Here is a 25,316-nt window from a genome sequence, read left to right as displayed (position 1 = left end):
CTTGCGCCGCCGGGCGGATTCCCGGCGGAGCAGGCAAGGGAAAGATTTCCCGAAAGACTGGAGCTAAACGGTCACGACCGAGTTCTCGCAGTTGCCGAAGGGGCTGTACTCGTAGCCGTCGGCCTGCCCGTCGTTCTGCCAGTCGCGGCCGTCGACGAGGTAGCGGAACTGGTAGCTCCGGCCGGTGTCGAGGTCGAGCGTGCGGGTGAAGCTGCCGTCCTTGAGCTTGCGCATGGGCGTGGAATCCACCTTCCAGCCGTTGAACTCGCCGACCAGAAAGACCTTCTTGGCATCCTTGGTCACGCCGGAATCGATGTTGAACGTCACTTTGCAGACGGGCTTATTCTTCAGGAATTTCTTTGAGAGGGCCACGATCGTTCCTCCTGATGTCTTCCATATCGATAACAAACACTTCTATCGACCTTAGCAGAAAACTACTTCTTTCCGTTGTCGCCCGCAAGTGGCTCGGCGACTATTTGAAGAAATTGCCGGGCGTCGCTTGGCCGAGCGAACGGTAAAGCTCCTGGTACTGCTCCGCCGACCTGTCCCAGCAGAAGTCCCGGGTCATGGCGCGGTGCACCATGTCGTTCCAGAACTCCCTGTCCTCCCATCGTTCGACGGCCGTGTGCACGGCGTCGAAGAAGAGCCTGCTGTCGGCCTTCTCGAAGGTGAAGCCCGTGGCCTCCGGATGCGGATAGGCGGTGATGGTGTCGCGCAATCCGCCCACGGCCGTGGCCACTGGCGGAGTGCCGTAGCGCAGGGCGTACATCTGGGTCAGGCCGCAGGGCTCGTAGCGCGAGGGCATGAGGAAGATGTCGCTGCCCGCCTGGATGCGGTGGGCCAGCTCCTCGGTGTAGCCGATGATAACGTGCAGCTGCCCCTGGTACTCCTCCATCATCTCGAGGAGCCTGGCCTCGTAGTCCAGGTTGCCTTCGCCGAGCACGAGCAGCCCCACGCCGAGATCCATGATCTCGGGCAGGACGTCGAGGAGCATGTCGATACCCTTCTGGCGCCGCAGACGGCCGATGAAGCCCAGGATGGGCCGGTTCTCGAGCATGTCCGAGAGGTAGTATTCCCGGATCAGCTTCTTCTTGCACCACATCTTGCCGGTCATGCGCTCGGTCGAGTAGCTCGACGGCAGGTATTTGTCCCTGCGCGGATCCCAGACGTCGTAGTCCGCGCCGTTGATGATGCCGATCAGGCGGTCGGAGCGCTTGTTGAGGATGCCTTCAAGACCGCAGCCGAATTCCGGGGTCAGGATCTCGTCGGCATAGGACGGGCTGACCGTGCTGATGGCATCCGCGAAGGCGATGCCCGACTTGAGCAGGTTGAAGTCCCCCCAGAACTCGCAGCCGTCCATGTTCCAGGCCTCGTGCGGCAGGCCGGAATCGAAGAAGAGCCGGGAGGAGAATCGCCCCTGGAAGGCCAGGTTGTGGATGGTCATGACCGTCTTGCACTCGCGCCAGTAGGGATCGGTGCGGCGCAGATAGTGGATCCAGGTGGGCACGAGGGCGGACTGCCAGTCGTTGGCGTGGATGATGCCGGGCACGCGGCCCAGGCGCTTCAGCCATTCGACCGCGGCGCGGGAGAAGAAGGTGAAGCGTTCGCAATTGTCGAAATAGTCGCCCTTGTAGGTGTTGTAGTAGTGGCGGCGGTCGAAGTACTCGTCGCGCGCAACGAACCACACGGTCACGCCGTAATACTCGGCCTGGTATATCTCCGCGGTGATGGGCGGCCAGGGATAGCCCACGTGGCAGTCCGAGGAAACGAGGCGCGGATCGAACTCCTCGGCCTTCATGCGTCCGTACATGGGCGAGATCACGCCGACGCGAAGGCCCAGCCTGGCGAGTGCCGGAGGCAGCGCGCCGAGAACGTCGGCCAGGCCGCCGGTCTTGGAGAAGGGATACATCTCCGAGGTCACGAAGACCACGTCGTAGCGCTCGATTGCGGCGGGGGTCATCTCTCTTTCCTATCTCCTGCTCGGTGTGCCGAGAACGTAGCGGTTCGCGTGCGCGATCGTGTGCGCGAAATCCCGCAGGATCTCCGCGTGATCGAAGACGATGGGCGAGGGCAGCGCGTCGAGCGGGAAATAGACGGCGCTGCTCGCGTCGTCCCCTCCGGTGGGATCGCCCGGCGTTTTCGGCAGCGCGGTGAAAACCACGCTCATGGTGTGGTGCCGCGGGTCCCGGTCCGGTCGGGAGTAGACGCCCAGGATGCCGGAGAGCTCGACGTCCAGGCCGGTCTCTTCGCTCGCCTCGCGCACGGCGGCCGTCTCCACGGTCTCGCCCTCGTCCACGAAGCCGCCCGGCAGAGCCCAGCCGAGGGGTGCGTTGCGGCGCTCCACCAGGACGACCCCCCGCCAGGGCAGGTAGACGACCACGTCCACGGTGGGCAGGGGGTTGGCGTACAAAGAGATATCCTGCCCGCAGTGCGGGCAGGGAAAGGTCTTCAGCATCTTTTCACACTCCAGAGCGAGAATCCGGAACGGCAGACCGGAAAGCAAACGACAGCGTGCATTTCCGACCTTCGACACTAGGCCAAATAAAATGCCGTGACAAGATGATGAGGAAGAAAGGGGGAAAAATCATCCTTGCGTCATGCGGCGTTCAATTTTTTAAACGCCGCCTGGGCGCCCCCATGACCGGCCGGAAAGAAGCACTTTCGACCTCAAAGACGGACGGGACGACTGCGGCCGAAGTCCGTTCGCGCAGAGCCGGACGAGGCGGGGTGGGAAAAGGGGCTCCCGCGGCTGCAGCCCGAAAGACCGGAAGACGATCTCCCTCCACAAATGCCGAAGCCGGCTGCACAGGACCACCCTGTACAACCGGCTTCAGCAAAAGAAGGAAGGTAATTCGAGATAAGCAGGGAGCGTGCCAATCTCCGTATTTAAAAAATATTAGTAATATTTCAGCATGTTACATTCAAAACGCAAGACAGATGAAGCTTCCGGAACGTGCTGTTTTTTGTACCGGGGCCGTTTTACCGGGAAGCCCGGTACAAAAAATGAGCCCCAGCTCTCCCCGTTCTCCAGGGAACGGTCCGAGGCGGCGCGGCCCGATGCCGTCGCCCAGCCGCCCAAAAGCGTCCAGCGGATTGAGAAGCAGGGAAAGCGGGATGGGAGAGGGCTTTTGGGGACATTTGCGACGCAGGGGCCACAAATGCAAAACCGGCTTTGGCAGGACCACCCTGCAAAGCCGGTTTCGGCAAAAAAAGGAAGGAAGGTACAGAAAGATTAGCAGGGATCGTGCCAACGCCGAGGAGCAGGAATCTTTTCCTGCAATTCAGTTGCGTTACAAGAAAAAAGCATCAGTTCCAGTACTCCGGGTCGTGTAAAATTTTGTACCGTATTCCCGGAAAGGGCCATTTCGAGGCAAATGCCGGTTCAAGGATTTTTACGCTCGCCCGGCTTGGCCACCAGAGTGAACCCTGCCTCCTCGAGCTGCTCCTTGGAAATGGCCCCGTCACGCAGCACCTGAAGCTCCCTGGTGCCTACGCAGCGCACCACGGTGGAGGCGAGGCCGCCAGCGGGCCAGGGCTTGCCGCGCAGGACATGGTCCACCTGCGCGACGAGTTCGGGGTCCAGGTCCTCGGGGCGTCCGGCCCCGGGCCGACCGCTTCTGTTGGCGCTGGTGGCGATGAGCGGCGTGTCCGCGCGCAAACAGAGCTCGCGCGCCAGGGGGTGGGCCGTCAGGCGAACGGAGGTGAAGCCGTGCGGGTCGCGCACCAGGCTCGGCAGCTTGCGGCCCGTGGGCACGAGCACGGAAAGCGGCCCGGGCCAGAAGGCCTCCGCCAGCCTGGCGAAGGCCTTGGAGAACCAGCCGGTGACCATTGCCAGCTGCTCCATGCTGCCGATGATGATGGGAAGCGGTTTGGTCTTGGGCCGCGCCTTGATGCGCACGATCTCCTCGACCGCCTGGGCGTTGAAGGCGCTCGCGCCGATGGCGTACAGGGTCTCCGTGGGATAGATCAGGCACTTGCCGTCCCTGATGGTCTCGATGGCCTGTTCCATGCCGCCTCCCGCCGGGACCGCCGGGGCCCCGCATCGTTCTCGTTCGTCGCGCCCCGCCGTGTCAGTCGCGGCAGGAGTCTAACGGCTGCACCAGTCGCGGTACAGCGTCTCAAGCTCGTCGTCGGAATAACTCGGGCGGTCGTACATGCCCTTGGCGCTACGCTGCCGCCAGGTCTCGTAAAGGATGAGCGCGGCGGCCACGGAGACGTTGAAGCTCTGCACCATGCCGCTCATGGGGATGTAGACCATGCCGTCGCAGTGCGGCAGAAGCTCGGGCCGCACGCCGGAATGCTCGTTGGAGAGGATGACGGCCACCGGGGAGGTCAGATCCCACTCGGTCAGGGGCCGCGCATCCTCGGTGAAGCCCGTGGCCAGGAGGCGCATGCCGTCCGCCTTGAGTGAGGCGGCCATCGCGGCGGCGTCCGTGTGGGCCATGCGGCGCACCCATTTTCCGGCCGAGGCCGAGGACTTGCGCCCGATGTCCGGGAAGGCCTCGTCCTTGTAATAGAGGTGCACTTGCGGCACGCCGAAGGCGTCGCACGAGCGCAGGATGGCCGAGACGTTGTGCGGGTCCCAGACATGATCGATGACCAGGGTCAGGTCTTTCTGGCGCTTTTCGAGCACCTCCCTGATCCTGTCCTTGCGGCGTTCCGTGATACGAGTGCGCATGGCCGGGCTTGATACCCGACCCCCGGCCCAGTGGCAAGGGCCGCACCGGCTTGACAGCTCCCCCCGGCCCCACGTAGGCAACTCGCGGCCCCGCCCCGTGCGCGGTCCCACACACCCATGAACGACGTCGCAATCCTCATCGCCGCCTACGGCACCACGGCCGCGAACGCCCGCGAGGGTTACGGCGCCCTGGCGCGCGAGATCGCGGCGGCCTTCCCCGGGATTCCCATTGCCTGGTCCTTCACCTCGGCCAAGGTGCGCGAGAAGGTCGCCTGCGCGGGCAGCCCCGCCGCCTCGCCCGCCGAGGCGCTGGCCGCCCTGCGCACCTCGGGCGTCAGGCGCGTGGCCGTGCAGTCGCTGCACGTCATTCCGGGCCAGGAGTTCGCCGGGACCGTGGCCGCCTGCCGCGAAATGCAAGGCGGCCCCGATCCGTTCACGGCCGTCGAGATCGGCGGCCCGCTCCTCGACACCCCCGAGGACGTGGCCGCGGCCGCGGCCGCCCTGCCCGGCTTCCTGCCCGCCGAGCGCGCCCCGGACGAGGCCGTGGTCCTCGTGGGCCACGGCAGCGAGGCAGGCGGCGACGCGCAGTACGCAGGCTTTCTCGCCCGCGCCCGCGCGACCGACCCGCTCGTGCGCCTCGGCCTGCTCACGGGCGGCCCGGGGCCGGGCGAGCTCGCGGGCGAGCTTCGCGCCGAGGGGGTCAGCCGCGTCTGGCTCCTGCCCTTCATGTGCGTGCCCGGCTTTCACGCCCGCGAGGACGTGGCGGGCACGGCCCCCGCCTCCTGGCGCTCCGTCTTCAAGTCGCACGGTCTCCATGTCCGCGCCCTGACGCTCGGGGCCTCGGGACATCCTGGTTTCCGCGCCCTGTGGCTCGGCCACCTGCGCGCCGCCATCGAGCGCCTCGCGCGCGCTTGACATCCCCTCCCCTCTGGGACCATATCCATCCCGTTGAGACGCGCATCCGCGCTTAATAGGGAATCCGGTGCGACGCCGGAGCGGCCCTCGCCGCTGTAATCCCGGCCCCCCGAACGGGGGGAAATCGGCCCCTCCAGGCATGCCACTGCCGCGATCCGCGGCGGGAAGGCGGAGCGGGCTCCGGGAGAGCCAGAAGACCTGTCTCGACATCATGCTGCGTCTTCGCGCCGGCAACGGGGGCAAATGCCTGCGCGACCTTCCCCGCGATCCTTGCCCGAACGGACGAACGAACGTCCGAAGCGGCGGGGATTTTTTCATTGGCCCCGGAAAATCGTAGGAGGCTCTCATGCCCGTGCGTTCGATCCGGAACACCCTTCTGGCCGTCTTCCTTCTGCTCTTCTCCCTGCAACCGGCCCTGGCCGCCCACGGCAAGCCGCGCCCGGACAAGACCGGCATCCTGCTCGTCGCCTTCGGCTCGAGCGTGGACGAGGCACGCGCCTCCTACGGCAACGTCGAGGCCATGGTCCAGCAGGCCTTCCCCGGAGTGCCCGTGCGCTGGGCCTTCACCTCGCACATCGTGCGCGACCTCGTGACCAAGGAGACGGGGCGGCGGCCCGATTCCCCGGCCATGGCGCTGGCGCGTATGGCCCAGGAAGGCTTCACCAGCGTCGCGGTGCAGCCCCTGCACGTGATCCCGGGCATCGAGTTCCATGAGCTCGTGCGCACCTGCATGGCCATGCAGGGCCTCACGGACGGTCCGGCGCACGTTTCCGTGGGCCTGCCGCTCCTCTCCACCGAGCACGACCTGGCCCAGGTCGCCGAGGCCCTGGCCGCGCAGTATCCCCTGGCCGAGAAGGAGGCCGTGATCTTCGTGGGACACGGCACCGCGCACCCGGCCAGCGTGGCCTATCCGGCCATCCAGTACGACCTGTGGAACGTGTCGCCCTCCTACTTCGTGGGCACGGTCGAAGGCATGCAGGACGAGGACGGCATCATCGCCAGGCTGAAGACGCTCGACGTGCGGACGGTCCGCCTCGTGCCGCTCATGGCCGTGGCCGGAGACCACGCGCACAACGACATCGGCGGCGACTCCCCCGACTCCTGGGCCGGACGGATGAAGGCCCAGGGCTACGACGTGCAGGTGAAGATGTCCGGCCTGTCCTCCCTGGACAGCGTGGCCAGGCTGTGGGTCGAGCACCTGCACACGGCCATGTCGGCCCTCCCTTCGCCGCGCCAGCAGCAGTGAACGAAGCGGAATCCGTCACCCTGCCCGGCCTGCTGGCCGCCGAGCGGCGGCGCGCCGCACGGCGCACGTGCGGCGCGCTGCTCCTCGGAGCGCTGTGCCTGGCCTCGCTGCCCCTGGCCTGCGCCATCGGCCCGCTGCACGTGCCCGAGGCCGACGTCTGGCGCGCCCTGGGCACCCTCTTCGCCCCGGGCGGACAGCCCCCGGCAATGGACCCGGTGCTGCGGAGCGTGGTCCTGGACCTGCGCCTGCAGCGCGGGCTCCTGGCCTTCTGCGTGGGCCTGGCGCTGGCCGTGTCCGGCTGCGTCTTCCAGGGCGTGCTGCGAAACCCGCTGGCCGACGCCTTCACCCTGGGCGTCTCCACCGGCGCGGCCTGCGGCGCGAGCCTGGCCATCTTCTTCGGCCTTGGCGCGCGCACGGCCCTGACGCTCCTCGGCCTGCCCGTGGGCGTCTTGCCCCTCGCCGGGCTTTGCGGCGCCATGGCCGCGCTGGCCGCTGTCCTGCTGCTCGCCAGGGCGGCACGCGGCCCGGGCCGCGAGACCCTGGTCCTGGCCGGAATCGTGGTCGCCACGGTACTGGCCGCCTGCATCGCCCTGCTCAAGGCCCTGAACGAGGAGTCCACGGCCAACATCGTCTTCTGGCTCATGGGCAGCCTGCAGGGCCGGGGCGCGGGCCATCTGCTGCTTCTTCTGCCGTATCTGATCGCAGGGCTCGCGCTCCTCGGCCTGTGGGCGCGCGACCTGGACGCGCTCTCGCTCGGAAGCGCCCAGGCCGGGCTCCTCGGCGTGGACGCGCCGCGCGCCCGGCGCCGCCTGCTGGTGGCCGCGAGCCTGCTCGCGGGCGCGGCAGTGTCCGTATCCGGAGTCATCGGCTTCGTGGGGCTCGTGGTGCCGCACATGGCGCGACGCATGGTCGGCGCGGAGCACAGGCCCCTGCTCGTCTTCTCCGGGCTGCTCGGCGGCCTCACCCTGCTCTGGGCGGACGTGCTTGCCCGCTCCATGCTGCCCGGCGGCCTGGAGCTGCCCGTTGGCGTGGTCACCGCGCTGTGCGGCGGCCCCTTCTTCTGCCTGGTGCTGGTGCGCCGGGGCCGGAGGGAGGCATGACCGCCATCATCCAGGCAGGCGGACTTCACGCCGGGTACGACGGCCGCACCGTGCTGCAGGGGCTGGACCTCGCGGTCGAGCGCGGGACCATGGTCGGCGTGCTCGGGCCCAACGGCGCGGGCAAGAGCACCCTGCTCGCGGCCCTCGCCGGACAACTCGCGCCGGAGGCGGGCACGGTCCAGGTGGACGGACGGGACCTCGCGGGCCTCTCCCCGCGCGAGCGCGCCCTGCTCATCGCCGCCGTGCCGCAACGGGCCGATCCGGGCCTCGGCCTTCGCGCGCTGAACGTCGTGCTCATGGGCCGCCAGGCACGCCTGCCCCTGCTCGGGGGGTGGTCCGAGGCGGACTACGACGCAGCCTGGGCGGCCATGCGCGAGACCGGGGTGGAGCGTCTCTACGACCGGCCCGTTGACCATCTCTCGGGCGGCGAATTCCGGCGCGTGCTCATCGCCCGCGCCCTGGCCCAGGAAACGCCCCTGCTCCTCCTGGACGAGGCGGCCGCGGGTCTGGACGCCGCGTCGCGCATGGCCGTGCACGACCTGCTGGCCGCGCGCTGCCGGGCCGGAACCACGGTGGTCTCGGTCATGCACGACCTGAACCTGGCCGCGCTCTACTGCCGACGGCTCGTCTTCCTCAAGAACGGACGCATCGCGCGCCAGGGCGAAACGCCCGAAATCTTCACGCGCGAAATTCTCATGGAGATATATGAAACCGACGTGGACATCGTACACCACCCGCGCACGGGTGCTCCGCAGGCTCTGTTCGTGCCTGCTGCTCCTGCTCCTGCTGCCTAGCCCGGCCAGGGCCGGGATCAGCCTCACCGACGCCACCGGGACCACGGTCCGCCTGGACGGCCCGGCGCGACGCATCGTCACCCTGTACGCGGGCTTCGACGACATCCTGGCTGCGCTCGGACGCGCGGACAGGATCGTGGCCCGCACCAAGACCGAGGCCGCGCTGCCCGCCCTGGACAAGCTGCCCACCGTGGGCACCCACCTGCGGCCCAACCTGGAGCTGGTCATGGGCGCCAGGCCCGATCTGGTGCTGCAACTCGGCGGGCGCGAGGCCGCGCTGGCCGAGGTACAGGAGCTGCGACGCCACGGCCTTTCGGTAGTCGTGCTGCGCATGAACTCCTTCGACGAACTCTTCGACGCCTACCGTGCCCTGGGTGAGCTGACCGGAGCGGAGGACGCGGCCGAAGAGGCGGTGTCCGGGATGCAGGCGCGCCTTGCGCGCGTGGCCGAGGCCGTGGCCGGACGGCCGGAACCGAGCGTCTTCTTCGAGGTCCGCTATCCGCCTCTCCTGGCGGCCGGGGCCGGAAGCATGGCCGGAGAGATCGTGCGCCGCGCGGGCGGCCGCAACTGCCCGGCCGATCGGCGCAACCATGTGCCCCTGGGGCTCGAGGCGCTGCTCGCCCTGCAGCCCGAGGCCTACGTGGTCCAGAAGGGGCCCATGAATCCGGAACCCCAGCCGCCTGCCGAACGCGACCAGTTCAGCGAGCTTTCCGCGGTGAAGAACGGCCGGGTGCTGACCGTTGACGAACGCCGCTTCTCCCGGCCCGGCCCCGGAAACGTGCAGGCCGTGGAGGAGCTCGCCGCCTTCCTGCATCCGGAATGCGCCGCAGCGCTCACTGACGGCACGGGCGAGGTGAAGCAATGAGCACGCTCGGCACCCTGTACGCCGTGGGCGTGGGCCCCGGCGATCCGGAGCTCATGACCGTCAAGGCCGCGCGCATCCTGGCCGCGACCGCCACCGTGTTCACCGCGGCCTCGCCGCGCAACGGGCAGTCCCACGCCCTGGAGATAGCCCGCGTCCACCTTTCGGAGGGCGCGCGCGTGGAGCGCCTGGAATTCCCCATGACCCGCGACGAGGTGATCCTCGCCGCGGCCTGGGAAGAGGCGGCGCGCAAGGTGCTCGCGGTCCTTTCCAGGGGCGAGGACGCCGTCTTCCTGACGCTGGGCGATCCCATGACCTACAGCACCTTCGGCTACCTGCTGCGCACCCTGCGGGCCCTGGAGCCCGAGGCGCCCGTGCAGGCGGTGCCCGGGGTGACCTCGTACCAGGCCGCGGCCGCGGCCGCGCTGACGCCCCTGGTGGAAGGCGAGGAAGGCCTGTGCGTGATCTCGGGCATCGCCGCGGAGGAGAAGCTCGAGACCACGCTCGCCACGGCGGACAACGCCGTGGTGCTCAAGGCCTACCGCAACCTCCCCACCATCCGCAAAGTCGTCAGCCGCCTCGGCCTGTCCGAACGCGTGCAGGCCGTCTCCTGCCTGGGCATGGCGGACGAGGCCCGCTACCAGGGCCTGGACGAGGTCCCCGAGACGCTGCCCTACTTCTCCCTCTTCCTGCTGCCCAAAGAGCGGAAAAAATAGCCCGACAAAAAAACGAGGGGGACGGCATGCCGTCCCCCTCGCGAAAAATCACCCGCAGGTTTATCCGTCAGAACTTGATCGACGCGGCGGCCGTCCCGGCCATGCCCGTGGCCTCGCAGTTCACGGCGCGCTCGCCCGCGCTGCGCACGAACTCGCGCAGGAAGTCCGCCTGCCCCGGCGTGAGACGGCTGAACTGCCCGCCCACGTAGCCCTTGTCCACGCGCACGATGCGCACGGCCAGACCATCCAGGAGCAGCCTCGAGCCGAGAAAGAGGTTCACGAGGATCTCGTTGCCGGGCTTCAGGTCGCGGGCCACGGCATTGAGCGAGACGCCGTCCGCGCTGATGTCGCGCACGCTGATGCTCACGGGCTTGTCGGCCACCTTGGCGCGCAGCAGGGGCACCTCGACGCGCAGGGCCGAGCGCTTGTCCGCGCGGGCGCGGCCGGCGGCCGCGACCTTCAGTATCTTGTCGAGAAAGGACATTGCGTTCCAGGATTTCGGTTCAGCCGGCCGCCCGCCAAGCAGCGACGCGCGGCGCCGTGAAAGACGCCGCACAAAGCGGCGCTCCCCCTCCATGGCACCTGCCTGTACGCCAAGGAGAGCCCGCGCGCAAGCCCCCTCGAAAACGCCGCCCCATTCGACCTAGCGCGCGTCCACCCAGCGGATGAGCCCCAGGGAACGCGGGTCGATGAGCAGCGGATGGAAGGGCAGGATGCGGATGGTGAAGCCGAAGCGCCCGGCCTCCGCGGGCATCAGTTCGCCCTTGTAGACGTGCCAGTCGTCCTCGGTCTTGCCCTCGGACTGGAGCTCCACGGTCCGTCGCTGGACCATCTCGCCGTCCTGATTGATCTGCCCGGCGTAGAGTTCCGCCTTCACGTCGTCGGTCGTGAGCCCGTCGAGCCAGATCTCCGCCTCCACGACGAAGGGCTCGCCCACGAAGACCTGCTCCGGCACCTCGGTGCGCACGTTGCGGATGTGGATCTCGCTCCACTTGGTCATCAGATCCATCCGCCAGGCGGCGAGCTCCTTGGCCTTGGCGAAGTCGGCCTGGGCCAGCTTGTGGTAGTTCTCGAAGGCGGGCAGGTAGGCCTTGCGCATGTAGTCCTCGACCATGCGGTGGGCGCTGAACACCGGCCCGAGCTGCACCAGGGCGTTCTTCATGCGCCTGACCCAGCTGCGCGGCAGGTTGCCGTGGCCGCGCTCGTAGAAGTCCGGGACCACGTCGGTCTCGAGCACGTTGAACAGGGTGTGGCTCTCCACGAAGTCCTGGTAGCCCCAGTCCTCGTAGATCTCGCCGCGCCCGACGCCGTAGCCCACGGAGTTGTCGGACTGGTAGGCCTCGGCCCACCAGCCGTCCAGGGTGCTGACGTTGAGCACGCCGTTGGACATGGCCTTCATGCCCGAGGTGCCGCAGGCCTCCAGGGGCACGCGGGGGTTGTTGAGCCACACGTCGCCGCCCTGCACCATGTGCTTGGCCACGTCCATGTCGTAGTCTTCGATGAAGACGATCTTGTTCTTGAGCTCCGGGGTGCGCGAGAGCTGCACGATCTGCTGGATGAGAGTCTTGCCCTCGTTGTCCTGGGGGTGCGCCTTTCCGGCGAAGATGAACTGGACCGGCTTGTCCGGATTCGAGAGCAGGCGCTTCAGCCGCTCCACGTCCATGAACAGGAGGTTGGCCCGCTTGTAGGTGGCGAAGCGTCGGGCGAAGCAGACGGTGAGGGCGCGAGGGTCCAGGAGCTCCTGGGCCTCCTCGATCTCCCTGCGTCTCGCGCCGCGGCGGCGCAGGCTCTCGGCCACGCGGTAGCGCACGTAGTCGATGAGCCGCTCGCGCAGCCGCTCGTGTGTGCGCCAGAGCTCGGAGTCCGGGATGTTCTGCGCCTGCCGCCAGACGCGCGAGCAGTCCGGGTCCTCCTTCCAGTTCACGCCCAGGTAGCGGTCGTAGAGCGCGGCCATGTCCGGGGCCACGAAGGACGGCTGGTGCACGCCGTTGGTGATGGCGTTGATGGGCACGTCGTCCACGGGATACTGCGGCCAGACCTTCTTCCACATGTTGCGCGAGACCTTGCCGTGCAGCTCCGAGACGCCGTTGTTGAAGCGCGAGAGGCGAAGCGCCAGCACTGTCATGCAGAAGGACTCAGAGTCGTCGCGCGGATCCTCGCGGCCGAGCGCCAGGAAGACCTTGAAGGCCAGGCCGATGCTCTTGGCGTAGCCCTCGAAGTAGCGCTGCATGAGCCCCGGGTCGAAGCGGTCGTTGCCCGCGGGCACCGGGGTGTGCGTGGTGAAGACCGAGGTGGAGGCGGCAAGCTCCATGGCCGCCTCGAAGGAGAGCTTGTCCTCGCTCATGAACACCCGGATGCGCTCGAGTCCGGCAAAGGCGCTGTGTCCTTCGTTCATATGGATGACCGTGGGCTTGAGCCCCATGGCCCACAGGGCGCGGATGCCGCCCACGCCGAGCAGTATCTCCTGGCGGATGCGCATCTCCCAGTCGCCGCCGTAGAGCTGGGCGGTGATCTCGCGCAGATCCGGATCGTTGGCCTCGATGTTCGTGTCCAGGAGGAAGAGCTTGATGCGGCCCACGTCCACGCGCCAGATCTGGGCCTGGCAGGAACGCTCGGCCAGCTCCACGCCGATGGTCAGGGGCTGGCCGTCGTCCTGCTTCACCAGGGAGATGGGCAGCTGCTCGAAGTCGGCGTCGGGATAGCGCTCCTGCTGCCAGCCGTCCGGGGTCAGGTACTGGCGGAAATAGCCTTTCTTGTAGGCCAGGCCGATGGCCACCAGGGGCACGTTCAGGTCCGAGGCGGACTTCAGGTGGTCGCCCGCGAGGATGCCGAGCCCGCCGGAATAGATGGGCAGGCTCACGTCCAGGCCGAACTCGGCGCTGAAATAGGCCACGGCCGGGCCGTCCCTGTCGTGATCGGGAAAGGAGACGGGCGTGGCCGCGCGGGAAAGATAGTCGTGCAGGCTCTTTTGGGCGTCGCGCACGCGTTCCACGAAGAACTCGTCGCGCGACAGCTCCTCCAGCGTGCGCTGGGGCAGCTGGTTCAGGAAGGCGACGGGGTTGCCGTAGCAGGCGCGCCACAGGTCCAGATCTATCTGCGCGAAGAGGTCGGCGACCGCATCGTTCCAGGAGAACCAGTAGTTGTAGGCGAGCTCCCACATGGCTTCCAGCTTGGGGGGAAGCCGCGGTACGACGCTGAAGCTGCGAATGGGGCGCATGTTCGTTCCTCCGGTATCTCCGTCCTCGATGGCGGACGGTTCCTTATCCTAGTGCCCAAAGCAGACCCAAATTGCAATGGGCGAGGCGGCGGGCCTGTTGCCTTTTACGGATCAAACGCATACGGTCGCCCCCTTGCCCGCCCCTGCGGGACATTTCGGAGAAACGCATGACCCAGGCCACGATCCCATTGGAAGTCAGGTTCAAATTCCTCCACCCTGTCTGGGAGGAACACGGCTGCGAGTACTCCACGGAGCACTCCGCGGGGCTCGACCTGCGCGCCTGCCTCGACGAGGATTCCATTACCGTGCCCGCGGGCGGACGTGCCTTCGTGGGTGCCGGGGTGGCCATCGAAATCTCCGAGCCGGGCTGGGCGGGCTTCGTCTTCTCCCGCAGCGGCCTCGGCGCCAAGGACGGCCTGACCGTGGCCCAGGGCGTGGGCGTCATCGACCCCGACTACCGGGGCGAGATCAAGGTCTGCCTGCTCAACACATCGGGCGAGCCCCGCGTCGTCACGCGCGGCCAGCGCATCGCCCAACTCGTCTTCATGCCCTTCCGACGAGCCGGCGTCGTCGCGTGCGACGACCTCTCCTCCACGGCGCGGGGAACAGGTGGCTTCGGACACACGGGCAAACTGTAAATCAGTCAGTGAGACGATCATGAAAACATCCTTCGACGAATTGAAGACCTGCGAGCTTTCGGCGGTCTGCCACACCTACGGCCGGTACCCCCTGGACATCGCCCGGGGCTCCGGCTCGCGGCTCTACGACATGGCGGGCAAGGAATACATCGACCTGCTCTCCGGCATCGCCGTGACCTCGCTCGGCCATTGCCATCCCGAGATCACCCAGGTCATCTGCGAGCAGGCGGGGAAGCTCGTCCACGTCTCGAACCTCTTCTACCAGCAGGAGCAGGTGGCCCTGGCCGAGCGCATCCTCGGCACCTGCCACAGCGACAAGGTCTTCTTCTGCAACTCCGGCGCGGAGGCCAACGAGGCGGCCATCAAGCTCGCCCGGCGCTACCACCGCACCGTGCGGGGCACCAAGGCCTACGAGGTCATCACCCTTGCCGGATCCTTCCACGGCCGGACCCTGGCCACGCTCACGGCCACGGGCCAGCAGAAGGTCAAGGACGGCTTCGATCCCCTGCCCGACGGCTTCGTGACCGTACCCTGGAACGACCTTGCGGCCCTCGAGGAGGCCATGGGCGAGATGACCGCGGCCGTGCTGCTCGAGGTCATCCTGGGCGAGGGCGGCGTGCGGCCGCTGCCGCCCGAGTACCTGCGCGGCGTGCAGAAGCTCTGCCAGGAGCGGGGCGTGCTCTTCATGGTCGACGAGGTCCAGACGGGCCTTTGCCGCACGGGCAGCTTCTGGGCCTTCCAGGAATACGGCCTGACCCCGGACGTCTTCACCTCGGCCAAGGCCTTGGCCAACGGCCTGCCCATGGGCGCCATGCTGGCCACGGACGAGGCCGCCCGCGCCTTCAAGCCCGGCAGCCACGCCACCACCTTCGGCGGCGGCGCCCTGCTCTCGCGCGTGGCCGACAAGGTCATCGAGATCATGGAGCGCGACGGCCTGGCCGAGCGGGCGAGGGAGATGGGCGAGTACGCCAAGGAGCTCTTCAGGGGCGTGTCCGCCGCCGTGCCCGGCGCCATCACCGACGTGCGGGGCCGCGGCCTGATCATCGGCATCGAGCTCGCCAAGCCCGGCAAGGAAGTCTGGGAACACCTCCTGGACAAGGGTTTCATCCTGAACCTGACCCAGGACAAGGTGCTTCGGCTCCTGCCTCCCCTGACCATCGAACGCTCGGACCTGGACCTCTTCGCCCAGGCCCTGAGCGATGTCCTGAAGGCCTCCTAGAGGCCATCCGCAACGCCTTTCGGCGGCCCGGCCGGGAAAGTTCCCGGCCGGGCCGAACCGGAAGCGCGCCGTCCCCAAAGAGGAGTCCACCGTGGACAAGTTCGAATTCGCAGTGCTCCAGGACGACTACGAGCGCGCCATAGCCTTTCTCACGGAGCGCGTGCCCCAGGGCTGGGAGGAGAATCTCTCCCCGGTCGACGGCCGCACCTGGTTCACCTTCCATCTGGAGGACCACCCGCTGGCCGAGGAGCTCGCCCGCGAGCTTGCCGCCGCCTTCCCGGGAAGCGACCTCAAGAGAAGCGAGGTCGACCCGCAGGACTGGGCCATGGCCTGGCGCGACTTCTTCACCCCGGTGCAGACCGGGGAGACCTTCGAGGTGCTGCCGCCCTGGCTGGCGGAACAGCGCGACGCGCGGCGCAAGAGCATCATCATCGAGCCCAAGATGGCCTTCGGCACCGGCCATCATCCGACCACCGCGCTCTGCCTCGCGGCCATCGGCAGCCTCGCCGAGTCCGGCAGGCTCGACGCGAAGCCGGAATTTCTGGATCTCGGCACCGGCTCGGGCATCCTGGCCATCGGCCTCGCCCTGCTCGGCTGCCGCGGCGTGGCCCTGGACATCGACCCCCAGGCAGTGGCCTGCGCCGAGGAGAACCTGGCCGCCAACCATGTCGCGGACATGGTCTCCACGGCCGTGGGCAGCATCGACTGCCTGCGTCCGGAGCGGACCTTCGGGCTCATCGTGGCCAACATCCTCTCCGGTCCGCTGATCGCCCTCTCGCGTCCGGTCCACTCCCATCTGGCGCCGGGAAGCGCGCTCGTGCTCTCGGGCATCCTCACGGAGCAGGCCCCCTCGGTCGCCAGGACCTACGCCCAGTTGGGGCTCGGCGAGCCGAAGACGCACATCGAGGGGGAATGGGCGGCACTCGTCTGGGCCTAGGACGGCCGCGGCGAGATGCGACAGTGCTGTTTTTCCCGAGGACTTCTCCGTGTCAGGTCTTTCGTGCGCACGGCTCCGCCGGGGCGGTTGCGCTTCCGGCCGTTCGGCCGTACCCTGTGCCGCCGAAGACGATGAATACGCGCCGCACGCATCGGCCACCCCATTCCAAGGCAAGATGAAGACCAACCCCATCCGCCTCTTCTACGAGACCCTCCGCGAAGCCTTCGGCCCCTGCGACTGGTGGCCTGCGGACTCGGCCTTCGAGATCGCCGTGGGCGGCATCCTGACGCAGAACACCAGCTGGATGAACGTGCAGAAGGCCATCGCGACCCTGAAGGAGGCGGAGGCCCTGACTCCGCGCGCCATGCGCACCCTCGCGCCCGAGGAGCTCGCGGAACACATCCGGTCTGCCGGATACTTCCGGGTCAAGGCGGCGCGCCTGGGCAACTTCCTCGAATTTCTCGCCGCCGAGGCGCCCTCGGAAGAGGCGCTCGACGACTCTGCCCTGCCCTACCTGACCGCCCAGGAGCTCGCGCCCCTGCGCGAGAAGATCCTGGCCGTGCGCGGCATCGGGCCGGAGACGGCGGACAGCATGCTGCTCTACGCCCTGCGCAAGCCGACCTTCGTGGTCGACGCCTACACCGCGCGCTTCATGCAGCGCCACGGCCTCGTTCCCGAGGACGTCGGCTATTACGAACTGCAGGAGGCCTTCACCGACGCCCTGCCCACGGACGTGGCCCTGTTCAACGAATACCACTCCCTGATCGTGCGCCTGGGGCAGGTCTACTGCAAGAAATCCAAGCCCCTGTGCGGCGAGTGCCCGCTCGGCCGGTTCCTCGAGGGCGCGGCATGAGGCGGCTCGTCTCCCTCGTCCGGCGGCTCCGCCTGTCCCTGGGCCTCGGACTCGTCCTGGTCGCGCTCGCCGCTGCCCCCCTGTCCGCGGCGCGCGCCAAGTCCTCGGACAAGGGGCAGGTCAACAAGCTCAAGCAGTCCATCGAGCAGCAGAATGCCCGCGCCAAGCAGCAGAAGGAATCCCTGAGCAAGCTCTCGCAGCGGGAGCGCGCGCTCTTCGGCAAGCTCGCCGGGGCCGAGGACCGGGTCAACTCCCTGACCGCGGACATCATGCGCCAGGAGCGCGAGATGGCCGCGGTGGAGAAGAAGCAGAAGGAGATCGCGGCCGAGCACGACCGCATCGAGGACGAGCGGACCGCGGTCCTGCGCGACCTGGGCCGCATCCTGGCCGCGCTCTGGCCCCTGCACCTCGAGAACGCCACGAACAAGCTGAAGGGCCTCTCCTCCTGGGAGGAGGCCGACCGCCGCTTCACCTGGCTCTCCGCCCTGTACGGAGCCGGCGGCGACAAGCTGGCCGCCCTGGCGGCGCGCACGAGCGAGCTGGCGGCCAACATGGCCGAGCAGGATCGGTTGCGCGCGGACGTGCAGAAGAGGCTCGACACGATCAACTCCCGCAAGGACGACCTTCTGGAGCAGAAGCTGGCCCTGTCCAAGGACATCCAGAAAGTGCGCGCCGAGAAGGTCAGCCAGGAAGAGGAGCTGAACCAGATCGTGTCCACCGTGGAAGGCCTCAAGTACCGCCTGAAGGTCCTGACCAGCAGGGACCTCGGCGACTTCAAGGGCAGCCTGCCGTGGCCCGCGGACGGACGCCTCGCGGTGCGCTTCAATCCCGGGGGCAACCCTCCCGTGCGCGGCCTCGGCATCTCCGCGTCCGACAACACGCAGGTGCGCGCCGTGTCGTGGGGCAAGGTCGTGCACGACGACGTTCTGCGCGGCTTCGGCAAGGTCATCATCCTGTACCATGGCGGAAACTACTACAGCCTGTACGCCTATCTCTCCGAAAGCGACGTTCGCATGGGGCAGGAAGTGGAGAAGGACGAGGTCCTCGGCCGGGTCGGTTACTACCCGGAAATCAAAGGCCCGGGCCTTTATTTTGAATTGCGCTGGCACGAAAAAGCCGTTAACCCACTCGAGTGGCTGAGCGCCCGCAAGAAGTAGCTTCCTGGAGGATATATGCGCATCAAACGGTGGCTGGTCGTATTTACCGTGTTTGTCATGCTGATGTCCGCGCAGGTGGGCACGCTCCATGCCGACAGCACCAATTCCCAGCCCAATCCTCAGGGCAACACCCAGGCCAGTTCCCAGGCCAGTTCCCAGGAAGACCGCTACGACGCCCTGAAGCGCTTCAGCCAAGTCCTCGGCCTGGTCGAGGACTATTACGTCCGCGACATCTCCCGCAAGGAACTGATGGATGACGCCATCAAGGGCCTTCTGCAGCAGCTCGATCCGCACTCCGCCTTCATGACCCCCGAGGAATTCCGCGACATGCAGGTCAGCACATCGGGCGAGTTCGGCGGCATCGGCATCGAGATCACCATGGAGAACGGCCGCCTGACGGTCGTCTCGCCCATCGAGGACACCCCGGCCTACAAGGCCGGCCTCAAGCCCGGCGACATCATCCTCGAGATCGACGGCCATCCCACGGCCGACATGTCGCTGCTCGACGCCGTGAACAAGATCCGCGGCCGCAAGGGCAGCAAGGTCAACCTGACCATCCTGCACAAGGAATCCCAGAAGCCCGAGACCGTGGCCATCGTGCGCGACACGATTCCCATCCTCAGCGTCAAGAGCGAGGACGAGCTCGGCAAGGGCATCCTCTACGTGCGCGTGACCAAGTTCAACGAGAACACCACTCGCGAGCTGCACGACAAGATCGCCGAGTTCCGGCGCAAGAACGGCGCCATCAAGGGCGTGATCCTCGACCTGCGCAACAACCCGGGCGGCCTGCTCAACCAGGCCGTGTCCGTGGCGGACACCTTCCTCACCGGCGGCCTCGTGGTCTACATCCAGGGCAAGGATCCCGCCTCGCGCAAGGACTTCAACGCGGCCGCGCAGACCACGGACGTGCAGGCGCCCATGGTCACGCTGATCAACGCGGGCTCTGCTTCGGCCTCGGAGATCGTGGCCGGCGCCCTGCAGGACCGCAAGCGCTCCCTGATCGTGGGCGAGCGCAGCTTCGGAAAGGGCTCGGTGCAGACGGTCATCCCGCTCTCCGACGGCTCGGGCATCAAGCTGACCACTGCGCTCTACTACACCCCCTCCGGCCGCTCCATCCAGGCCGAGGGCATCGTTCCCGACGTGGCCGTGCCCTTCGAGGCTCCCCGCGAGGAGCAGCCGCAGGACCTGAACGTCCTGCGCGAGAAGGACCTGAGCCACCACCTCCAGAACGGGGCCGACGAAGGCAAGACCGCCGAGCCGACGGACAGCAAGGCGGCCGCCATGCTCAAACGCGACAACCAGCTCAGACTGGCGGTCGAGCTCGTGAAGGAGCTCCCCCGCATCAAGGCTCTGCAATAGCACTGAAATGACACGCAAATCGTCCAGCAAACGGGACCGTTCCTCGAAAGGGGGCGGTCCCGGTTTTCTTAGGCGCCACTGGCACTGGCTGACCGTGGCCCTGGCCGGGGCCGGGCTTCTTGCCACCATGCTCGTGCTTTTGAAGCCCACGGGCCCCCTCTCCACGCTCCTGCCGCAGAGGTCCACCACCGAACGGCCGGTGGAGCAGCCCAGGACGGCGGACAGGGACCAGGCGGCGGGCCAGCAGGCCTCCGCCCCGAAGCCCAGGCAGGACGAGGCCCAGACGCCCCAGGCGACGCCCGCCACCCCCGAGCCCCAGGCCGGGAACGAGAGCGAGCAGCGCCCCTTCGAGGAGTACGGTGCGTCCTTCGAGGACGACCTGAAGAAGATCGACTTCTCCCTGCTCACCACCCTGCGCCAGCTCGACATCGGGCCGCAGCACTACTCCCTGATAGAAGTGACGCGCCAGCACGAGGGCGATGCGGACTATCTGAAGCAGTCCATCTCCGTGCAGTTCGCGCACGATCCGTCCGAGTTCGCCGCCCCCCTGCGCGCCAACCTGGCGAAATGGGCGCCCGCGGCCAAGATCGAGCGGACCGCCCGCGACACCCTGACCATCAGCCTGCAGGGCACCGAGACGCACATCCTGCGCTTCACCCAGCCGGACGGTCCGGCGGCCAAGCCCACCGGAACCGGCGTCCTGGCCATCGTCATCGACGACCTCGGGGAGAACGTGCGCATGGCCGAGGCCCTGGCCGCGCTCCCCTACCCCGTGACCTTCGCCATCTGGCCCCAGGCCTCGCACACGCAGGCCACGGCCGAGATCGCCCACAAGCACGGCCTTGACGTGATCATCCACCAGCCCATGGAGCCGAACAACTTCCCGCGCATCAAGCCCGGGCCCGGCGTGGTCCTCACGCGCATGAGCGACGCGGAGATCGCCCGCATCATCGAGCACAACATCACCCTGGTGCCGGGCGCCATAGGCATGAACAACCACATGGGGTCCAAGTTCACCTCCTCGGCGCGGGGCATGCGCGTGGTCATGTCCGTGCTCAAGAAGCACAACCTCTTCTTCCTGGACAGCCGGACCAGCAGCCGCTCGGCCGCACAGGCCGCCGCCGCGCAGTACGACGTCCGCTTCGTCGGCCGCCACGTCTTCCTGGACAACATCCCCAACGAGGATGCCGTCATGCTCCAGCTGCTGAAGGCCGAGAACATGGCGCTCAAGAACGGCTTCGCGGTGGCCATCGGCCACCCGCATCCCGGGACCCTGGCCGCCCTCAAGCGCTGGTCCTCGGAAGCGGCTCCCGGACTGCGCATGGTCGCCGTGTCCAGCCTGGCGCGCGATCCGTCCAAGAGCCTCGCCTCGCGGAAGTAGCCGTCCGCGCCAGGGCTTGACTGTTCCGGCGAAAAAGGAAAAAAGTGACTGCTTTGCGGGTGGTGGGGCGGCTTCGTTTCACCACCCCGGTCGATCCCGCACCACACCCCTGAGACCGGAGGCACATCCATGAAAAGGCTCCTCGCCCTCGTCGTGGCCCTTGCCGCGGCCCTGCTTCTCCAGGGCCACGAGGCCCAGGCCAAGAAGTTTCTCGTCTGCACCACGCAGATCGTCGAGCACCCCGCGCTCGATGCCGTGCGCGAAGGCTTCAAGGACGAACTGAAAGAAAAGGGCCTGGACGTGGACTACAAGGTCTACACCGCACAGGGCTCCATGGACATGGCCATCCAGATCGCCAACCAGATCAGGGGCGACAATCCCGACCTGATCCTGGCCATCGCCACGCCGACGGCCCAGGCCGTGGCCCAGAAGATCAAGGACATCCCCATCCTGATCAGCGCGGTGACCGACCCCGTGTCCGCCGGCCTGGTCAAGAGCATGGACAAGCCCGGCGCCAACATCTCCGGCATGACCGACAAGAGCCCGGTAGACCGCCAGATCGGCCTGATCAAGGATATCCTGCCCAAGATCAAGACGCTCGGCGTGCTCTACAACGCGGGTGAGGCCAACTCCGTGGTCTCCTTCAACCAGATCAAGGACGAGTGCGCCAAGCAGGGCATCGCCGTCGAGCCGCGCACCGTGTCCACCTCCGCCGAGGCCTACACCGCGGCCAAGAGCCTGGTCGGCCAGGTCGACGCCATCACCATTCCCACGGACAACACCGTGATCTCGGCCCTCGAGTCCGTGGTCAAGGTCTGCGAGGAGAACAAGATCCCCCTCTTCGCGGCCGACACCGACTCCGTGCAGCGCGGCGTGCTCGCGGCCATCGCCGTGGACTACTACCGCATGGGCCGCCAGACCGGCGACATGGCCTACCGCATCCTGACCCAGGGCGCCAAGCCCGCGGACATGCCCGTCGAGAGCCTCAAGAATCTGATGCTCTACGTCAACCTGTCCATGGCCAAGAAGTACGGCGTGACCGTGCCCGAGTCGCTCATCAAGCGGGCCGACAAGGTCCTCAAGTAGCATTCCGACCACACCGGAAGGGGCGCGGCCGATGCAGCGCCCCTTCCTCATGATCCGCAGGCGAAACCGACACATGACCGCATACGCTTTCTTCGGCGCCCTGGAGCAGGGCTTTGTCTACGGCCTCATGGTCCTGGGCGTCTACCTGACGTTTCGGGTCCTCGACTTTCCCGACCTCACGGTCGACGGCAGCCTGCCGCTCGGCGCCGCGGTCACGAGCGTCGCCATCACCGCCGGGCACAACCCCTTCATCTCCCTGCTCTATGCCGCGGCCGCGGGCTTTTTGGCCGGAGCAGTGACGGGCATCCTGAACACCAAGTTCAAGATCCTGCACCTGCTGGCCAGCATCCTGACCATGATCGCGCTCTACTCGATCTCCATCCGGATCATGGGGCGTCCGAACCTGACGCTCCTCGGCAAGCCCACGGTCATGGACCACGTCGTGGCGATGGGCGTGCCGCCGTACCTGGCCTCGGTGCTCCTCTTCGGCGTCGTGGCCCTGATCGCGGTCGTCGGGCTCATCTGGTTCCTGCACACCGAGATCGGCCAGGCGATGCTGGCCACGGGCGACAATCCCCAGATGATCAGAAGCCTCGGCGTGAACACGGACACGGTGATCATCTGCAGCGTGGGTCTGTCCAACGCCCTCGTGGCCCTGGCAGGCGGCCTCGTGGCCCAGAACCAGGGAGCGGCCGACGTGAACATGGGCGTGGGCACCATCGTGGCGGGCCTGGCCTCGGTGATCATCGGCGAGACCCTGCTCGGCTGCCGCACCGTGGTCCGCGCCGTGATCGCGGCCATCGTCGGCTCCGTGCTCTACCGGCTGGCCATCGCCTTCGCCCTGGCCATGAAGATCGGCGACTTCACCTTCCAGCCCAGCGACCTGAAGCTGATCACCGCGGTGCTCGTCGTCCTGGCCCTGACCGCGCCGCAGATCAAGAAGACGTTGAAAAGCAAATGCTCGTTCTAGACTCCATCATCAAATACTTCCACAAGGGCAGCGTCAACGAGGTGCTGGCCCTGAACGGCATCAGCCTGAAGGTCGAGAAGGGAGACTTCATCACCATCATCGGCTCCAACGGCGCCGGCAAGTCGACCATGCTTTCGGCCATCTCGGGCGGCTTCCCGCTCGACTCCGGCCGCATGCTCCTGGCGGGGCAGGACGTCACCTCCTGGCCCGAGCACAGACGAGCCAGCTTCATCGGCCGGGTCTTCCAGGACCCGCTGCTCGGCACCTGCGCGTCCATGACCATCGAGCAGAACATGGCCCTGGCCATGAAGCGCGGCATGCGGCGCGGGCTCGCCCGCGGCGTGAAGGCGCGCGACCGCGAATTCTTCCGTGAACAGCTCGCCCAGATCGGCCTCGGACTCGAGGACCGGCTCGGTGATCGCGTGGGACTGCTCTCCGGCGGGCAGCGGCAGTCCCTGACCATGCTCATGGCGACCATGGTCGAACCGCGCATCCTGCTTCTGGACGAGCACACAGCGGCCCTGGACCCCAAGACCGCGAACCAGATCCTCCAGCTCACCGAGGAGATCGTTCGCACCCACCACCTGACCACGCTCATGGTCACGCACAACATGAACCAGGCCCTGTCCCTCGGCAACCGCCTGATCATGCTGCACCGCGGCGAGATCATCCTGGACATCCAGGGCGAGGAAAAGGCCACGCTGCAGGTGGAGGATCTCCTGGCCCGCTTCTACAGCATCAAGGGAGAAGTCTTTTCCTCGGACAAGATGCTCCTCGTCTAATCCAACCCATCCATCACCGTCATCACCGGAGGAAGACAACAATGATCCAGCGCACCCTTTCCATCATCAAGCCCGACGCCACGGCTCGCAGCCTGGACGGCGCCATCCTCAAGATGATCCAGGAGGCCGGCCTCAAGGTTGTGGCCATGAAGCGGCTGCACCTTACCGCCGAGCAGGCGGGCGGCTTCTACGCCGTGCACAAGGAGCGCCCCTTCTACAACGACCTGTGCTCCTTCATGAGCTCCGGCCCGGTCCTGGTCTCCGTTCTCGAGGGCGAGGACGCCATCGCCCGCTACCGCACCCTGATGGGCGCCACCAACCCGGAGAAGGCCGAGGAAGGCACCATCCGCAAGGCGTACGCGCAGAACATCGAGGCCAACTCGGTGCACGGCTCCGACGCGCCCGAAACCGCGGCCTTCGAGATCTCCTACTTCTTCAGCCAGCTCGAGATCGTGGGGTAGCGCCATGGCCAGCATCGGCTTCATCGGCACGGGGAACATGGGGTCGGCCATCATCCGGGGATTGGCCAAGTCCGGGCACGAGATCCACGGCACGGACATCAGCAGGAGCAAGGTGGAGGAACTCGCCCGCGACTGCGGGCTCGTTCCCGCCGCCGCTCCCGCGGACGTCGTCGCGGCCTGCACCTACATCGTTCTGGCCGTGAAGCCGCAGCACATGCAGGCCATGCTCGGCAGCGTCGCGCCGAAGCTCGGCGCGGAAAAGCGCCTCATCTCCATCGCGGCGGGGCTGACCTCCGAGAAGCTGCGTGCCTGGTCGGGCGGCGTCTGCCCCGTCGTGCGCGTCATGCCCAACACCCCTGCCCTGGTGGGCCGGGGCGTCACGGCCGTGTGCTTCGGAGAGGCCTCGGGAATCAGCGAGGCCGACCGGAACGTGGTGCGCGAGATATTCGGCGCCGTGGGGCAGGTGCACGAGCTGGCGGAGAAGGACCTCGACGCCTTCACCGCCGTGGTCGGCTCCGGCCCGGCCTATGTCTTCTACTTCATGGAAGCCATGATCGAGTCCGCCGTGGCCCTGGGGCTGCCCCGGGACACGGCCACGGACATGGTCAAGGCCCTGTTCGCCGGATCCTGCGCGCTGGCCGAGCTGGACGGGCGCCATCTCTCCATCCTGCGCGAGATGGTCACGAGCCCGGCGGGCACGACCATCCAGGCGCTGATGCACATGGACCGCACCGGCACGCGCGGACACATCATCGACGCCGTGGGCGCCTCCTACAGGCGCAGCCTCGAATTCGGCAAATAGGAGAGCCCGCGGCGTTCAGGCGAGGAATGCAGAAAGCCCCCGGGGGAGGACCTCCTGGGGCTTTCTGCATTCGTTATGCGGAAGCGCGGCCTACTTCTTGCGGCCCGTGCGCTTCTCCCACAGCTTCATGTCCTTCATCTTCT

General features: G+C 67.3%; 25 protein-coding genes and 1 riboswitch. Of the genes, 18 read left to right on the top strand and 7 right to left on the bottom strand.

The window, feature by feature from the left end; all coding sequences use genetic code 11:
• Positions 1 to 63: 63 nt before the first annotated feature.
• The 5 genes from DSX2_RS08110 to DSX2_RS08090 form a co-directional block, all read right to left on the bottom strand.
• A complete protein-coding gene (locus tag DSX2_RS08110) occupies positions 64 to 372 on the bottom strand; it encodes an isoamylase early set domain-containing protein (RefSeq protein WP_020880686.1) in 309 nt (102 codons plus the stop codon).
• 100 nt (positions 373 to 472) lie between these two features.
• Positions 473 to 1,960 (bottom strand): glycogen synthase GlgA, encoded by a 1,488-nt coding sequence (gene glgA / locus DSX2_RS08105; RefSeq protein WP_020880685.1) that lies wholly within the window; start codon positions 1,958 to 1,960, stop codon positions 473 to 475.
• 9 nt (positions 1,961 to 1,969) lie between these two features.
• Positions 1,970 to 2,455, bottom strand: a complete 486-nt coding sequence (locus tag DSX2_RS08100; protein ID WP_020880684.1) for an NUDIX hydrolase — start codon at positions 2,453 to 2,455, stop codon at positions 1,970 to 1,972.
• Positions 2,456 to 3,382: 927 nt separating this feature from the next.
• Positions 3,383 to 4,009, bottom strand: coding sequence for an L-threonylcarbamoyladenylate synthase (locus DSX2_RS08095; protein WP_020880683.1), 627 nt, complete (start codon positions 4,007 to 4,009; stop codon positions 3,383 to 3,385).
• A gap of 78 nt (positions 4,010 to 4,087) precedes the next feature.
• The gene (locus tag DSX2_RS08090) at positions 4,088 to 4,678 is read right to left on the bottom strand and encodes a TrmH family RNA methyltransferase (protein WP_020880682.1); all 591 of its coding nucleotides are present in this window, start codon (positions 4,676 to 4,678) and stop codon (positions 4,088 to 4,090) included.
• Positions 4,679 to 4,795: 117 nt separating this feature from the next.
• On the opposite strand from DSX2_RS08090, the gene DSX2_RS08085 reads away from it, so the two are divergent.
• The 6 genes from DSX2_RS08085 (at position 4,796) to cobI (ending at position 10,311) form a co-directional block, all read left to right on the top strand.
• Positions 4,796 to 5,593, top strand: coding sequence for a sirohydrochlorin cobaltochelatase (locus DSX2_RS08085; protein WP_020880681.1), 798 nt, complete (start codon positions 4,796 to 4,798; stop codon positions 5,591 to 5,593).
• A gap of 19 nt (positions 5,594 to 5,612) precedes the next feature.
• Positions 5,613 to 5,814: riboswitch (cobalamin riboswitch) on the top strand.
• Positions 5,815 to 5,939: 125 nt separating this feature from the next.
• Positions 5,940 to 6,839, top strand: a complete 900-nt coding sequence (locus DSX2_RS08080; protein WP_020880680.1) for a sirohydrochlorin cobaltochelatase — start codon at positions 5,940 to 5,942, stop codon at positions 6,837 to 6,839.
• On the top strand, positions 6,836 to 7,939 hold the full coding sequence (locus DSX2_RS08075) for an iron ABC transporter permease (RefSeq protein WP_020880679.1): 1,104 nt from the start codon (positions 6,836 to 6,838) through the stop codon (positions 7,937 to 7,939). Before DSX2_RS08080 ends, DSX2_RS08075 begins: the two co-directional genes overlap by 4 nt.
• Positions 7,936 to 8,733, top strand: a complete 798-nt coding sequence (locus tag DSX2_RS08070; protein ID WP_020880678.1) for an ABC transporter ATP-binding protein — start codon at positions 7,936 to 7,938, stop codon at positions 8,731 to 8,733. The genes DSX2_RS08075 and DSX2_RS08070 overlap by 4 nt, the downstream gene beginning before the upstream one ends.
• On the top strand, positions 8,645 to 9,598 hold the full coding sequence (locus DSX2_RS08065) for an ABC transporter substrate-binding protein (RefSeq protein WP_152512884.1): 954 nt from the start codon (positions 8,645 to 8,647) through the stop codon (positions 9,596 to 9,598). The genes DSX2_RS08070 and DSX2_RS08065 overlap by 89 nt, the downstream gene beginning before the upstream one ends.
• On the top strand, positions 9,595 to 10,311 hold the full coding sequence (gene cobI / locus DSX2_RS08060) for a precorrin-2 C(20)-methyltransferase (protein WP_020880676.1): 717 nt from the start codon (positions 9,595 to 9,597) through the stop codon (positions 10,309 to 10,311). Before DSX2_RS08065 ends, cobI begins: the two co-directional genes overlap by 4 nt.
• 67 nt (positions 10,312 to 10,378) lie before the next feature.
• On the opposite strand, the gene DSX2_RS08055 is transcribed toward cobI, so the two are convergent.
• Together DSX2_RS08055 and glgP are read right to left on the bottom strand one after the other, a co-directional pair.
• Entirely contained in the window at positions 10,379 to 10,795 is a 417-nt protein-coding gene (locus DSX2_RS08055) for a PilZ domain-containing protein (RefSeq protein ID WP_020880675.1), read from the bottom strand.
• Positions 10,796 to 10,954: 159 nt separating this feature from the next.
• Complete coding sequence (gene glgP, locus DSX2_RS08050) at positions 10,955 to 13,528, bottom strand: alpha-glucan family phosphorylase (RefSeq protein ID WP_020880674.1); 2,574 nt, start codon at positions 13,526 to 13,528, stop codon at positions 10,955 to 10,957.
• A gap of 167 nt (positions 13,529 to 13,695) precedes the next feature.
• On the opposite strand from glgP, the gene dut reads away from it, so the two are divergent.
• The 12 genes from dut (at position 13,696) to proC (ending at position 25,173) form a co-directional block, all read left to right on the top strand.
• A complete protein-coding gene (gene dut / locus DSX2_RS08045; RefSeq protein ID WP_020880673.1) occupies positions 13,696 to 14,166 on the top strand; it encodes a dUTP diphosphatase in 471 nt (156 codons plus the stop codon).
• A gap of 19 nt (positions 14,167 to 14,185) precedes the next feature.
• Complete coding sequence (locus tag DSX2_RS08040; RefSeq protein ID WP_020880672.1) at positions 14,186 to 15,385, top strand: aspartate aminotransferase family protein; 1,200 nt, start codon at positions 14,186 to 14,188, stop codon at positions 15,383 to 15,385.
• A 91-nt stretch (positions 15,386 to 15,476) separates the two neighbouring features.
• Positions 15,477 to 16,322 (top strand): 50S ribosomal protein L11 methyltransferase, encoded by an 846-nt coding sequence (locus DSX2_RS08035; protein WP_020880671.1) that lies wholly within the window; start codon positions 15,477 to 15,479, stop codon positions 16,320 to 16,322.
• Positions 16,323 to 16,497: 175 nt separating this feature from the next.
• On the top strand, positions 16,498 to 17,175 hold the full coding sequence (locus DSX2_RS08030; RefSeq protein ID WP_020880670.1) for an endonuclease III domain-containing protein: 678 nt from the start codon (positions 16,498 to 16,500) through the stop codon (positions 17,173 to 17,175).
• A complete protein-coding gene (locus DSX2_RS08025; RefSeq protein ID WP_020880669.1) occupies positions 17,172 to 18,332 on the top strand; it encodes a murein hydrolase activator EnvC in 1,161 nt (386 codons plus the stop codon). The genes DSX2_RS08030 and DSX2_RS08025 overlap by 4 nt, the downstream gene beginning before the upstream one ends.
• A gap of 15 nt (positions 18,333 to 18,347) precedes the next feature.
• A complete protein-coding gene (locus DSX2_RS08020) occupies positions 18,348 to 19,691 on the top strand; it encodes a S41 family peptidase (RefSeq protein ID WP_020880668.1) in 1,344 nt (447 codons plus the stop codon).
• Positions 19,692 to 19,698: 7 nt separating this feature from the next.
• Positions 19,699 to 21,072, top strand: coding sequence for a divergent polysaccharide deacetylase family protein (locus tag DSX2_RS08015; RefSeq protein ID WP_020880667.1), 1,374 nt, complete (start codon positions 19,699 to 19,701; stop codon positions 21,070 to 21,072).
• Positions 21,073 to 21,201: 129 nt separating this feature from the next.
• On the top strand, positions 21,202 to 22,158 hold the full coding sequence (locus tag DSX2_RS08010) for an ABC transporter substrate-binding protein (protein ID WP_020880666.1): 957 nt from the start codon (positions 21,202 to 21,204) through the stop codon (positions 22,156 to 22,158).
• Between the two features lie 73 nt (positions 22,159 to 22,231).
• Positions 22,232 to 23,128: an ABC transporter permease gene (locus tag DSX2_RS08005; protein WP_035041397.1), complete on the top strand. Its 897-nt coding sequence runs from the start codon at positions 22,232 to 22,234 to the stop codon at positions 23,126 to 23,128.
• Entirely contained in the window at positions 23,116 to 23,910 is a 795-nt protein-coding gene (locus DSX2_RS08000; protein ID WP_020880664.1) for an ABC transporter ATP-binding protein, read from the top strand. Before DSX2_RS08005 ends, DSX2_RS08000 begins: the two co-directional genes overlap by 13 nt.
• A gap of 41 nt (positions 23,911 to 23,951) precedes the next feature.
• Positions 23,952 to 24,371 (top strand): nucleoside-diphosphate kinase, encoded by a 420-nt coding sequence (gene ndk, locus DSX2_RS07995; RefSeq protein ID WP_020880663.1) that lies wholly within the window; start codon positions 23,952 to 23,954, stop codon positions 24,369 to 24,371.
• A gap of 4 nt (positions 24,372 to 24,375) precedes the next feature.
• Positions 24,376 to 25,173: a pyrroline-5-carboxylate reductase gene (gene proC / locus DSX2_RS07990; protein ID WP_020880662.1), complete on the top strand. Its 798-nt coding sequence runs from the start codon at positions 24,376 to 24,378 to the stop codon at positions 25,171 to 25,173.
• Positions 25,174 to 25,316: the final 143 nt, after the last annotated feature.

This window comes from Desulfovibrio sp. X2, assembly GCF_000422205.1.
GTDB lineage: Bacteria > Desulfobacterota > Desulfovibrionia > Desulfovibrionales > Desulfovibrionaceae > Alkalidesulfovibrio.
The sequence above is the reverse complement of the archived record's forward strand: the minus strand, read 5'-3'. Positions and strand labels throughout refer to the sequence as shown.